The sequence below is a fragment of the Nocardia sp. NPDC052566 genome (assembly GCF_044547285.1).
Lineage (GTDB): Bacteria > Actinomycetota > Actinomycetes > Mycobacteriales > Mycobacteriaceae > Nocardia.
The window spans coordinates 660,355-672,875 of sequence record NZ_JBIUAF010000004.1; the positions used below are offsets into that span (position 1 = coordinate 660,355).

Consider the following 12,521-nt stretch of genomic DNA (forward strand, 5'->3'; position numbering starts at 1 on the left):
GATGGTGCGGACGTTGCGGGCGAAGTAGTCGGCCTTGCGGTAGGCCGCAGTCAGGCGCCGTCGCAGGAGGTTGACGTAGTCAGCGTGCTCGACAGGTCCCGATGCCCCGCATACAGGGCGATGTCCTCGATCTCCATCCAGCACGCGCCAGATCGGTCAGGCGCATGTGCCGGAACGTATGTGTCCGAGAACTGCGGCACTTTCGCCCGGGCCGCGATCCCTCGACGACCTTCAACCGGGCCGACAATCCGATCGGCTTGCCGCGATTGCGGCGGGAACTGCTGCGGAACAACGCACCGGTGATTCGGCCGAAATTCTCACCACGCTGGCGAAGTTGAACGTGTTGCGGTCGGCGCCGAGGTTGCGTGGTTGTGTGGCGGCGAACTTCACGTAAAGCAGCCCTATGCCCGCCGGGGTGGACGCGAGGGCGGCCACCGTCGGTGTGTCCGGCCCGGCTCGCCTGTCCGGGTGTGCCGAAAGGCGTGTTCGGGTTCGTCAGATTCGTTGTCGTTGTCATCACTTCACCTCCTCTCCCGGCAACGGGTCTGCCACCTGATCGCGGTCGGCGGACAGGTGCTGGGCGGCCGGTATACAGTCGCCGGGAAGAGGCTGAGCGCCGGCCAGGACACGAACTATGTTGTCGCACAACACATCGGCTACTGCGACGTTGGCGTCGCGGGTACGTCCGGCGATGCCGGGCACGTGAACAATGTTGGCGCAGCGCAGTATCGGATCGGTGGACGGGACCGGTTCGCGGTCATAAACATCTGTGGCCCAAGCCAACTCGCCGCGCAACGCGCGGGCACGCACTGCGGCGAGGTCGATCCCTGTGTGGTTGACCGTGACCACGAGTGCCCGGCGTGCCAGTCGTTCGACCATTTTCGCGTCCAGTCTCAGCGAGGGGCCACCGCTGGCGACGACGACGATGTCGGCGACCGAGGACACTTCGTCGAGCTCGATGCGTTGTACACCCAAAGCAGTGAACTCGTCATCGCCAGCGTTCGGGTCTACCGCCCAGACGGTGGCGCCGAACGCCAGGCATTGCTGGGTGATCTTCGCCCCGACCGGATCCAAGCCGAGCACCACAATGTGTTTGCCGTTGATCGTGCCGTTGACGTAGCCCGCGTGGTCGACGAACTGCCAACTCGGGTGCGGCCACGCCTGGGCCCCTTGCGCCACCATTCTGGTGTGCCAGCGCGGCAGTTGCCGCAGTGCACAGAGCATCAGCGCCATCGCCAGCTCCGCCTGCGACTGGCTACGTCCCCGCGTGCCGACGACGAGGGGAATGTTGCGTGCGGCCAGTTCTGGCGCGACCGTCAATGCCGCCCCGCCGGTCACTGCGGCCAGCACCGCCAGCTCACGCAGTGCCGCGATGTCGTCGGGTTCCGGCTCGATACCCAGCACTACCAACGCCGGAACCTCAGCGACACCGGGCAGGTCTCGAATCCGATTCCCTTGGTCCAGACTGACCCACATCACCGTCAGGTCCCGGCTAGTCAGGCCCCTGCACAGAGCATCGCGCAGGTAAGGCCATTTAGCTTGCAGATAGCCGTCGTCGACCACCAGTACATCCGGTGTGTCCAGCGTCGTTGCTTGCAACATTCGAGGGCTCTCCCTTACCGATCCTGTATCGAGCAGTGCTGCTCGAGGCTGGTTCCACATCGCCGAGGTTGAACGGGGGGCGGTTGGTGTTGGATTGGTTGTGATTGCTCGACGGGCACGGGGGTCATCGCAGCCTCCCGACCGCTGCTCTGCAGCTGACTTCCGCCGCTTGCGGTGGCTCCCATCCGTGCTGCTGCGATCGAATCCGATTCAGCTCGCCTTCTGGGCGCCAGCGATGCGGTGCGACAAGACCGGGCTCCAGGAGATCGCATCCGGCCAGAAGGCCAGCAATCTCGCTGCAGGTGCGCGGCCGGAACATAATGCCTCTATCGCCGTAGATTTCGGCGACGCGAGCAGTGACGTCATCGGTGACGTGACTGAGCACCACATACGATCCGGCAGGCAGCGACTTCGTCAGCGCGTCGAGGACCGCCCAAGGGTCGTCGATGAACTCGCATACGAATCCCAGGCAAATCGCTATCGGCTCATCAGGAATCATGATGTCGCGGATGCTGTCGATGATCGTGGCGGTGTCGGTCAGGTCGGCGCGGTTGAAGTGGGTTCGCGCGGCTTTGGCCAGCAACGCGTGCCCGTGCGCGGCGACCACTGGGTCGTTGTCGATGTACAGGGTGCGCGCGGCCGGGTTGGCTGCCTGCGCGACTTGGTGCAGATTCGGCTCGCAGGGATACCCGCTGCCCAGCTCAACGATCTGGCGGACTCGATGTTCGGCGACCAGGCAGTGCACTGCGCGGACCAGGAATCGTCGGGCAGCGCGTGCGACCATCGCGAACTCGCTGACATCCTCGACGAGCCTTTTGCCAGTTTCCCTGTCGACCATGTAGTGGTCTTTGCCGCCCAGCAGATAGTCGTGGATGCGGCCGCTGGCCGCGGGCTCAGCGGAGTGCTCGCTCTGCTCGTTCATCAGCGCACCCCGATCCGGGCCGCCCGGACCGCTGGGGCGATGGTTCTGTCGCCGGGGTGGCGGGTGATCAGCGACGGGTCGTAGCCCATGCCTGCCTGCAGCACGTGGCGCATCACCATGACAACCCAGCTCCGGAATCCGGAGTAGTCAGCGGTTGTGGACATCCGCAGGCGTATCCCGTTGGGGTCCAGAAGCATCCGCGCGTCCGGGCTGATGGTGACTGCTTCGGTGTCGAACTGCACGAACGGCAACCCCGCGGCCGCGGCGATCGCCAACGGGTCCGCTGCTATGGATCCGGTCTGTTCGTGAGCGAACCATCGGCTGTATCCCTGAGCGAGGACTCGCGCCCACCTCGGTGCGGTGTGTGCGCTCAGGAGCCGATAGATCTCGTTGTCGGCGCGAATCTCGATCTCTTTGGCGAGGGAGATGTCTGATGTCACCAGCGACATCGTCAGCTCCGGCGCTGTGAGCACCACTCGCGCGCTGTGCGGATCGATGCGCAGGTTGCGCGAGGCCTTTTCGGGGGTGCGGTAGGAGACAGGGGCACCCATCTGGGTGATGACCAGCTGGCGGGCCAGGTCCGGCTCGCAGGTGACCAGTCGCGCCAAGTTCGTGAGCGGACCGTGCCCGATCCAGGCTGCTCGGGGATGCTCACGCAGCACCGTACGCACGGCGTCTCGCACAGATCCGGTTGTCTGCGCCGACGTCGGCGCGACCCCTGCGGGAACCAGCCCCTCACATACCCATCGGGATTCCGCTCCCTCGATCTCCGTGCCGGCGATGACACGCACACCGGTCCGCCCGCACAGATTCAGCACGTATCTGGCCAGCCGCGCGCGTTGGCCACCGCCGAACTCATCGGAGGTCACGACCAGCCGCACCGGCAGCGTGGCAGCTGCGATGACCAGTGCAAGCAGGTCGTCTGGTCCGTGGCCGAGGTCAGTGCAGATCACGGTCGGCAAGCGTCCGATCACCGTCATAGGTCTTGCGCTGCTTGTCTTTTCGATCAGCATCGGTGACGTCCTCGCAGGATGGGTTGAAGAGCCGTTGGCAGGGAAGGGTTTTCGTCGCTAGGTCCAGGAGGTCGTCGATTGTGACCTTGACCGCGAGGCCGAGCTGGACAGCTTCGGTGGCGAATATTTGAGCGACGGTGGAATCAGCGCGGTAGTGCTGGAGTGGCATCCCGTGAACCCCGAACTCAACAGCCACGTGACAGACGGTCATGGGAGATCACGACCGTGCCGTGCCGGACTCGAGGAGTAGGCCCGAGGCGGTGGCGGGCTGGCTGCAACGCGTGAGCAGCTTCGTCGTCCACGGTCTGGCGGCTGGGGACGCTGCCGCCAGACCGTGGATGTGCGCCGATGCGATCGCGGCCATCATCGACTCCTGTTCGTTGGTTCACTGCCGCCTCGACGCGGCTGCGCGGCACACAGCTGCGGTGTGAGGTCTGGTTGGCGGTGGTGCTCTAGGGGGACGAAGTCTGCGGGCTCCGCGGGGGTGGGTCTGCGTGGCCAGTAGCCGGGATTGTCGGCGGTCCATACGTCTGCATGGCACCGCAGCGCGTGCAGCCAGCCAGGCTGGATGTTCGCGACCGACGGCACCAGGACCGCGTTCGAACCGTCGTCGGGCAATGCCGCCAGCAGCAGGCAGAACTCCCGAGCGGTGTGGGTGTGTATGACTTGGCCGGAGGCCAGCTCGACCCCGATCTTTTCGGCGAGCGCCTGCAGTTGATCGGCGTGATCGGCGGCGGCGCCTGTGGAGCCGGATCGATCGTTTCGCACGATCGCGTACGCCAAGCGTTGGTTCATGGTTCGCTCCGCAGTTCGCGCCAACGCTGCAGGGCATCGGCTAGTTCGATACGGCTGACGTCGGTGGGCTCGGTCGTTGTGGCGGTCTCGGCAACAGGTAGCGGCAGAGCGCAGCGGGTCAGGGTTCCGCGCGGGTGGGAACAGCGTGTGAAGTCGCCGCCGGGTCGGACGGCGCAGATCGCCTGCACGGCTTCGCTGACCGGTTGGCTGGCGTGGTGTCGGGTTTCGTCGATCTCCACCACCAGCAACGACGTGTCGGCGGACAGTCGAATCGTCAATGTGTTCGGCGGCGCCGTCGGGTCGGCTGCTGCGGCCTTGACTGCGTCACCGACGAGCTCACCCAACAGGATGCTCACCGGGTCCACGAGGTCACCCAGCCCGGCCCGGCTGAGCCGATGCCGGGCACTGTGCTGGGCGATGGTGACCGCGATCCCGTTGGCGTCCACCCGCCACTCCCCCAGCCACCCAGTTCGCGCCTGACGTGGGCGCGGAGCTGTCGGGGTCGGGTCGAGATAGATCACGCTCACGGCCGGGCGAATCGCTGTAATCCTGCGCAGGACAACGGCTTCCGGAACGCCGAACCCACCGAAATGCGCGGGTGATGGCACGAACAGATAGCCGCCCCGAGCGCCATCCAACTTGCCAAGCAGCGACCACAACGCCGGAGTAGACGGCGGGCTGCCGATCACTCGACGGAGATCCAGATGCTTTCGCTGCGCCAGGCCTTGGATCTGATCGGTGAGATTCAGCTCCTCAACGAGACCCCACAGCACCCCCACCGCTGAGCCCGATTCACGGAACACGTTGCCGCGCACGCTACCTCCGTACGATGCGGCCAGCTCTTCGAGCTCAGCAGACACAGCGGCCACACGAGAATCACCGACCAACCGCACCTGCAGATAGGCCCACATCGTCATCGCGATTCCTCGAACGCAGAGTCAACGACCACGCGTTGGGGAAGTTGGACAACACCGTGCGGCTCGACGAGCCTTCGGAAGATTCGAGCACCCTGGGCTCGGGGCAGATGGATCCGATCAGGCGTGGCAAAGCTGCTGAGCCTCAACGGATCCGAGATCCAGTACTGGTTGCCGCCGCTGAAGCCCGTCAGGGTCGTGGACTGGCGGGAACCTAGGTGTACGAACATCGGTTCCGGCCTGGATACCCCGGCCATGGAACACAAGCCGTACTGACCGACCAACATCAACGTCGACACACCGGAGGACACGCCAGCCAAAACGGGTTGGTGGCGCGCCTTGTTCACGAAGCCGGGACGCATGACAAGCCCGCCATTCGTTGCTAACAGCAGCATGGTTCGTCCGAACGGCGTGACGACTACGGATGGATCCATGCCCATTCGGCAGTGCGCACATCGCTCGGCTGCGTCGTCAACGCCACTTGCGGCTGTTGCAGCACAGGTTCCCCAACCGCAATAGCGGAATCTATAGCTCTCACTAGGCATTTCGCACTCCGTCGGATCTCCCGACCGGCCGTGTGTGGAGGGCCGGAGCCGCAGCTCCAGTCAAACATGCCTACCATCAATCTGCAAGGCGTCAGATATACAGTAGGCAGATAGACAATAGTCAGATGGCTTGCCGTCACTGTGACGTAGCGGGAACCTTGGCCAGTCAAAATGACTGGTACTGTCTGACCAAGCCGATCGAAAGGGCGATTCAGATGGTCGGGAGCAGTGGCTCGGCGATGGCGCGACGACAGCTAACTCGCCTACTCAAGCAGCTGCGTCGAGACGCTGACATGAAGCTGGACGACGCCGCGGAAGCGCTGGAGTGGTCCGAGTCGAAGCTGTCACGGATCGAGGCAGGCAAGAACGGGCTACGCGCACTCGATGCCGCCGCGATGTGCAATCTGTATGGACGCCCGGACATGGCCGAGAAGATGGGGCGCTTGGCGAAGAAGGCCAACAGCAAGAGCTGGTACGCGCAATACACCGATGTCATCCCAGAGTGGTTCGACCTCTACATAGGCCTCGAAGGCTCCGCAGACCAATTCCGCTGGTATGAAGACGTGTTGGTGCCTGGGATGCTCCAGACCCCTAAATATGCCCGATCGCTAATCAGTACGGGTCAACCGAACATCACCGACGCCGAGATCGACCGACGCGTTCAACTCCGCATTGAGCGACAGTCGCTGCTCACCCGCGATTCGGACCCTCAGCACTGGCACTTCGCGTTGGACGCGCCGATCCTCCATCGACCAATTGGAGGAGGCCAGGTAATGGCCGACCAATTGACACGTCTGCTCGAAGTTGCTGATCTGCCGAACGTTCACCTCACTGTCGTGCCATTCAGTGCGGGTATGTTTCACGGCGTCCTAAGTGGCTCGTTTGTCTTGCTTGATTTCCCGCCAGACGACAACGGAGAGCCAGCCGAGCCAGCAACGGTATACGCCGAGGGCTTCACCGGCGCTCTCTACACCGACCAGGTCGACGAGGTCGAACGATATCGCGCCGCCTTCGAAGCGACCTGGAAAGCCGCCCTGGATCCTGCTGCGTCCAGGACCGCAATTGAGAAAGCAGTAAAGGAGATGAGAAAGACATGACCGCCAAACCCCAGTGGCGCAAATCCAGCTACAGCAACGACCAAGGAAATTGCGTCGAGGTCGCGATGCTCACGCATGGGATGATCGGCGTGCGCGACACCAAAGACAACGGAACGGGAGCCATTCTGACATTTACTAGACCAGAATGGGAGGCATTCCTCGAAGGGGTGCGCGACGGCGAGTTCAACCCCTCGTAGCTGACGCCAAACAAACCCGTATGTCCCAGCAACCCGGCCCGGTTGCTGGGACATACGCTTGTTGGCGCAAGACGCCAACCCCAGTAGCATGATGTAGTTTACCGTAAAATCAGATAGCAACCACAAGACCGGTCGGACCGCATGCGGAGCCACACGACCCACGAAGCCAAAATCGTCGCAGCCGGAGACGATGTCACCCCTTCACCAGGCTCAAATCCCAACTCCTGACCTGCCCCCGGGACGAACCTGCGCCCCGATGCAGGTGCCCGTTGACGAAATGGGGTTTTCGACCCGTCCGCAGAGTCCCAGCGACATGCCATGTCCTAGGAGCAGTGGCCAGGAGGTCTGGTATAGGAAACTCTGCACTCCAATACCACCTCCGCTGAGCGGGGCTGAAGCTTCAAAAGACCCACTCAAAGTCGCGCTGAATAGGCGGAAGTAGTCGCAGCATCAGTCGCCAATTGACGCTGGCGGTTTTGCCCCCGTCGCTCACCTCCACAGAGCTAGCCAGAGCGACTTTGAGGGGATCCGGCGACCTGTCACCAACACCAAAGGTCTCCTCAAAGAACACTCCTTCAGCTGGGTCCCCTCTCGACGTCCACGCAGCCACAGTCCGGATGGAGAACCGCCTTACCAGACTCTGGACAGTCCCAGCTCGTTTGGCAGAGGAGTCCAGTCGATGGTCGATGTCGAGGACGAAGACGACATCAGGGAATCCGAACAACCGCGGCCTCGGTGGGCGTCCATCCAGCGAGTGGCGTTGCTCGCCGTGTTCGTGGTGGCGCCGGCGGCGTTCGTGATCGCTGTGGTGTCGATGCTGTGGGGAGTGGAGCGGCGGCGAGTGCGGACAACCTGGTGGCTTGCCTGGGCTGGTGTAGCGGCAGCGGTTGGGCTCATGCTCGCAGGCTCGTCACAGTGGTGGCTGCTTTTGCCGCTGCAACTGCACGGCTACCTCGCTCGGAAGTTCTTGGGTGACAGGGTCTTCCAGGCCGCGCGCGGCAGCAGCGTGGAGATCGCGAACAACCTGCTCACAAGCGACCTACTCCACGCTGCCGTCGGCCAGCTCGTGTTCGGGGCACCTGTCGCGTTCCTGTTCACCGCTATCTATGTCCAATTCCGTCGGTATGAGCGCGCCCAGCTCGGAAAGCTCGAAGGGGCAGAGTATTCCAACCATCGACCCGTCGGAGTGCTCGACCGCCTACGCACCCGACGCAACAGGACCAAGATCCGCTGCGGCGCCCACACGACCGCCAGCCAGACACCCGGCGACGGCACCGTCGCCGTCGGTGTCGGCACCTACGGCGCGGTCGCGACGCTGGCGTTGCGGTCACTGATCGTCGCGTTCCTGATCCTCGGTGTACCGCGCTCCGGCAAAACACGGCTGGCGAACTCCGTAGCCTCCCAACAGGTCCGCGTTCTCGGCGGCGGTGCACTCATCATCGATCTCAAGGGCGGTGACGACATCCCCGCCTATTGGGGACAGGTCGCGCTCGAGGAGAACCGCACCTTCCACCACTTCACCTTGAACGAGAAGTCCGGTGGCCGATACAAACGACCCCACCCATACGCCAGCCCCGCACCCGCGTTCTACGATCCGCTGACCCGCGGCAACGGTGACAGCAAAACCAACATGCTGCTCAACAGTGTCGACCGTGACGGCGACGCGGCCGCCTACCTGCGCACCGCCGAGGACATCGTGATGCTCGGCTTCGACATCGCCGACCTCACAGGCCTTTCCGCAGGCAAGGGAGGTTTGGAAACACTGGCCCGCATGCTGGACCTGGACACCCTTGACCGGCAGGCCTCCACCCTGACCGTCGACGCGGTACTCGCCGCGCACCCGCACATGAGCGAAGCCGACGCACGGCGGCGAGTGAGCGACCTGCAGCAGCGGGTACAGGAAATCGTGGGCAAGTCCAAACGCAACGACCTGCTGCGCGGCGCGGTCACCGACTCCCGCACCACGGTCTCTATGTATGCCAACTCCAGCGCGCTCGGCGGCAGACTACGGCCTGGACACGGCCCCGCCGACACGATCGACTTGGTTCGAGCGATCCTGCGCAACGAAATCGTCGTGTTCTCCCTACCAACAAACGACTACCGGACACTGTCGGTATTGGTCGCGACCATGGTGTTGCTGGATCTACAGAACGCGGCATCGACGTTGCGGCGCAACATCATCGACGTCCGCCGACTCACCGGTGACACCTCCCTCAGCGCGGGCACAACTCCGTGGAACCCGTTCACCGTTCAAGTCGAAGAGTTCAGCTCGCTGAAGTCGCCAGCCGCCGCAGCCGCGCTGCTCGGCCTGCTCAACAAGGCCAGCGATGAAGGCCTTAGAACTATCGTGTCCTCCCAAGGTGTTTCCGACCTGGTCGCGATCGACGGCACCGGCGTATGGGCCAACCAAGCGCTGGAATCCTTCGGCACCCTCGCCAGCTTCCAACTTGGCCCCGCAGACGATGACGCGATCATCACCGCGTTCGGTGGACAGGTCGACAAGATCAAACCTCGCGTCAAGCACACCATCGACACCGGCGGCCGCTTCCGGCTCCGCGCCCGAGCGCGGTCGATGAACGCAGGCGTCACCGACACAGTCCGCGAAACCCGAGTCCCCGCAGGCGTGCTGCAGGCGTTGGTGTCCGACTCGGCGACCGATCACCGCGAGTTCGTCCTGATCACCAAAACCCCGACCCTGTCCGCGACCCACACCGTGCCTGAAGGCCCCAACAACTGGTACGAGAAGCTGCGCCTGGTGACCGTGAAGGAACCGCCATACCGGCACGACTTCTTCGCCGATCCACACGAGGTCGAGCACGCTCAGACCCGACGCGAAGAAGTCATCACCGCACTCGAACACTCCCTCCGCACCAATCCCACACTCGCGCACGTCCTCGCCTGCGACACCCCAACCGACCTCGCCGCCATCGACTCCCACCCAACCGGTCACGACCCGGCGCTCAGCGCGGCAACCGATCCCTGGGCCACCAGCCCACCCAATGCGCTGCCGTCGACGGCGCGCTCCGGCGCAGCGACCCCAAGTACCGAGGACTGGGACACCAGCTGGGACGAACCCGGCAGCGGCGACCTGCACAAACCGGTTGATTCGGTGGTGGAGAACCCCACGCCTTCAATAGACCGCAGCCCACCGATGTCCCGCGACGACTACATCGACGCCACCGAGCTATAAGGCGACCGCCACATGCCCAACCCACCGCCTCCCCCACCGCCGGGATACCGGCCCGCACACCCGCGCCCCTCCCCCGCGCCAGATCCGCCCGCGACACCGATTCGCAACCCCGATGCCGCAGCCGCCACCGCTCGACAATCCCCCGACGACGCAACCAGCAGCACCCGGCAACCGAAGTCGCTGCGCCACAGCACAACAACCGCGACTCCATCAGCAGCTACCCCAGCGCCGAGGCCGCCGCGGTTGTTGCGCCTGCGGACACTTCGCAGCTTCCGGGCGACAACCCGCCCCGTCGACACAGAAGCAACTGCTGACCTGATCGACGACTTCGATGTCCCGCCCCCCGGCGGCCGACCCTCGACCGGTCGAAGCCGCCAAGCCGCAATGAGGCTCGGAATCCCCGTAGCGGTCCTGGTCGCGGTAGGCGGCAGCCTGTTCACCTGCGGAGTGAACACCGGGAGCCACCGTGTGCCCGCCGCAGGCGCGATCTCCCAGGAAGACGCACTGAGGTTCCGGTTGTCGACCTTCCCCGCGGACACCGCCGCGGTCTTCGCGCGCCGCTACCTGCAGACCTGCCTGACCCACCCCGCCGCCTCCGACCTCGCCGCCGCCCGCGCCCGCCTCGCGCTGCTCACCCAAATGGCCACCGGCGGCACCGATACCGGTTGCGGATACACCGACACAGCCTCCTCCGCCGCAACGGCACCACGATCGATCGAGTTCACCGGCCAGTTCCGCACCGCTCAAGGCTACGAATCAGGTGCTGCCGCGTTCCTGACGTTCCAGGTCGCCTATGGCGACGACCGCCTCGTCAACGCCGTCCTCCCCATATGGGTGAATGACCGCGCCAACCCCACCACGATGCGGATCGTCGGCTCCCTCGGGTTCATGCCGGTCACCACCCTCGGCGCACCGCCCGCCTTCACCGAAACCCGCACCAAAGACCCGACATTGGCCTCCCGGCTGTCCTCGTCGGTATTGCAACCGTTCCTCACCGCCTGGGGCGCCTCCGACACCCAACAACTCGGCTTGGTGCTGACCACCGACGCCACCGCCACAGCGAAAACCGGTCTACGCGGCCTGTTTACCGACCCCACCGTCGGCACCGTCACGGTATTCACCGCCCGCTCCGCGGAAGGGTCGGCCGATATCCGCTACAGCAACGGTGACGAAGTCATCGCCCAAACCAGCGTCCAGTGGACCAACACCACCGCGACCGTGACGAAACAGTCCGCCGTCTACCAAATCCGGCTACGTCAGGTCCAAGGCAAATGGGCGGTCCTCGACATCACCGGCTCCGCGATCGACCCCACCGGCGGGCCCGTGCAAACCCAAGCCAACCCGTCAACCACGACCGGCAAACCATCTACCGCCCCCACCACAACGACTGGCACGATCCCCGCCCCCACACTGCCCGCCCCAGGGAACTAACCCCCTACGAACTTAAGGACCACCGTTCATGGCCTACGAACCCGTCATCCTCGCCGCAGAAGGCTGGGACGGCATCACCAACATGATGAACTCCATCAAGATTCCCGCCACCACTCTCGGCATCAGCACCCTCACCGTCCTCGGGGTCGTCCTCGGGATCAAGGCCGGCTTCCGCGGCAAAGGCAACATCCGCGAAGTCTTCCAAGAGCTCGGCATATGGGGCTTCTCAGCTGTGTTTCTCGGCCTGGCCAGCTTCGCACCAGCCATCCTGGTCGCCATCGGCACCCAGATCGGTAACAGCTCGAATGGCGGCCCTGGGGTCAGCAACGTGCAGGGGCAGTAGTTCGTGGTGTCTGAGGATTCGAAGATCATCAGCGTCGACTACACCGACTTGTTCCGGCACAGGAGCCGCTCCTACACCTTCGACGATATTGCGATTCCGGTTGGTGTCGACTGGGTTGGGTTCGCCTGGGGTGCCGCCGCTGGTGCTGCGGTGGCGGTCGGGTCGGCGGTGTGTCTGAGTCTGGTGGGGTTCCCGTGGTGGATTGGTGTGATGCTCGGCGTCGCCGCGGCGGGGGCGGTGTATGCGATGGTGTCGACTGATAGTCGGGGGAAAGTGTCGCCGGTCGAACGGTTGTTCCTGTTCTTGGATTATCACCTGCGGCAGCCGCGCAGGTTCGACGGAACCGGCTCCGATGATGAGCCGACCTATCTGCATCTGCAGGTGTTGTTGTGGCGGCCGGGGTGGATGCCGGAGTCCGACAACGACTTTCCCGAGCCCGCGCTCTACGGCATCCGCGTTGTGGAGCGTTGAG

The 12,521-nt window shown here is 64.3% G+C and carries 13 protein-coding genes; 6 read left to right on the forward strand and 7 right to left on the reverse strand.

The features are described from left to right. Window positions 1–516: 516 nt before the first annotated feature. From ACIG5A_RS22880 to ACIG5A_RS22910, 7 genes are all read right to left on the reverse strand, one after another. Window positions 517–1,602, reverse strand: coding sequence for an NAD(P)-dependent oxidoreductase (locus ACIG5A_RS22880; RefSeq protein ID WP_397243127.1), 1,086 nt, complete (start codon window positions 1,600–1,602; stop codon window positions 517–519). 124 nt (window positions 1,603–1,726) lie between these two features. Beyond that, on the reverse strand, window positions 1,727–2,524 hold the full coding sequence (locus ACIG5A_RS22885) for an SAM-dependent methyltransferase (protein ID WP_397243129.1): 798 nt from the start codon (window positions 2,522–2,524) through the stop codon (window positions 1,727–1,729). Then, entirely contained in the window at window positions 2,524–3,477 is a 954-nt protein-coding gene (locus tag ACIG5A_RS22890) for a nucleoside hydrolase (protein ID WP_397243131.1), read from the reverse strand. Before ACIG5A_RS22890 ends, ACIG5A_RS22885 begins: the two co-directional genes overlap by 1 nt. Further along, entirely contained in the window at window positions 3,464–3,733 is a 270-nt protein-coding gene (locus ACIG5A_RS22895; protein WP_397243133.1) for a hypothetical protein, read from the reverse strand. Before ACIG5A_RS22895 ends, ACIG5A_RS22890 begins: the two co-directional genes overlap by 14 nt. 167 nt (window positions 3,734–3,900) lie before the next feature. After that, the gene (locus ACIG5A_RS22900) at window positions 3,901–4,332 is read right to left on the reverse strand and encodes a hypothetical protein (RefSeq protein ID WP_397243135.1); all 432 of its coding nucleotides are present in this window, start codon (window positions 4,330–4,332) and stop codon (window positions 3,901–3,903) included. Beyond that, complete coding sequence (locus tag ACIG5A_RS22905) at window positions 4,329–5,249, reverse strand: hypothetical protein (RefSeq protein WP_397243137.1); 921 nt, start codon at window positions 5,247–5,249, stop codon at window positions 4,329–4,331. The genes ACIG5A_RS22900 and ACIG5A_RS22905 overlap by 4 nt, the downstream gene beginning before the upstream one ends. Next, window positions 5,246–5,686: a hypothetical protein gene (locus tag ACIG5A_RS22910; RefSeq protein WP_397243139.1), complete on the reverse strand. Its 441-nt coding sequence runs from the start codon at window positions 5,684–5,686 to the stop codon at window positions 5,246–5,248. The genes ACIG5A_RS22905 and ACIG5A_RS22910 overlap by 4 nt, the downstream gene beginning before the upstream one ends. Window positions 5,687–6,030: 344 nt before the next feature. On the opposite strand from ACIG5A_RS22910, the gene ACIG5A_RS22915 reads away from it, so the two are divergent. The 6 genes from ACIG5A_RS22915 to ACIG5A_RS22940 all read left to right on the forward strand — a co-directional run bounded on the left by ACIG5A_RS22915 (window position 6,031) and on the right by ACIG5A_RS22940 (window position 12,520). Then, window positions 6,031–6,888, forward strand: coding sequence for a helix-turn-helix domain-containing protein (locus ACIG5A_RS22915; RefSeq protein ID WP_397243964.1), 858 nt, complete (start codon window positions 6,031–6,033; stop codon window positions 6,886–6,888). Then, a complete protein-coding gene (locus ACIG5A_RS22920) occupies window positions 6,885–7,085 on the forward strand; it encodes a DUF397 domain-containing protein (RefSeq protein WP_397243141.1) in 201 nt (66 codons plus the stop codon). The genes ACIG5A_RS22915 and ACIG5A_RS22920 overlap by 4 nt, the downstream gene beginning before the upstream one ends. Before the next feature lie 679 nt (window positions 7,086–7,764). Further along, the gene (locus tag ACIG5A_RS22925) at window positions 7,765–10,275 is read left to right on the forward strand and encodes a hypothetical protein (protein ID WP_397243143.1); all 2,511 of its coding nucleotides are present in this window, start codon (window positions 7,765–7,767) and stop codon (window positions 10,273–10,275) included. A 384-nt stretch (window positions 10,276–10,659) separates the two neighbouring features. Continuing rightward, window positions 10,660–11,706 (forward strand): hypothetical protein, encoded by a 1,047-nt coding sequence (locus ACIG5A_RS22930; protein ID WP_397243145.1) that lies wholly within the window; start codon window positions 10,660–10,662, stop codon window positions 11,704–11,706. 28 nt (window positions 11,707–11,734) lie between these two features. Next, window positions 11,735–12,049: a hypothetical protein gene (locus tag ACIG5A_RS22935; protein WP_397243147.1), complete on the forward strand. Its 315-nt coding sequence runs from the start codon at window positions 11,735–11,737 to the stop codon at window positions 12,047–12,049. Window positions 12,050–12,052: 3 nt separating this feature from the next. Continuing rightward, window positions 12,053–12,520, forward strand: a complete 468-nt coding sequence (locus tag ACIG5A_RS22940) for a hypothetical protein (RefSeq protein WP_397243149.1) — start codon at window positions 12,053–12,055, stop codon at window positions 12,518–12,520. Window position 12,521: the final 1 nt, after the last annotated feature.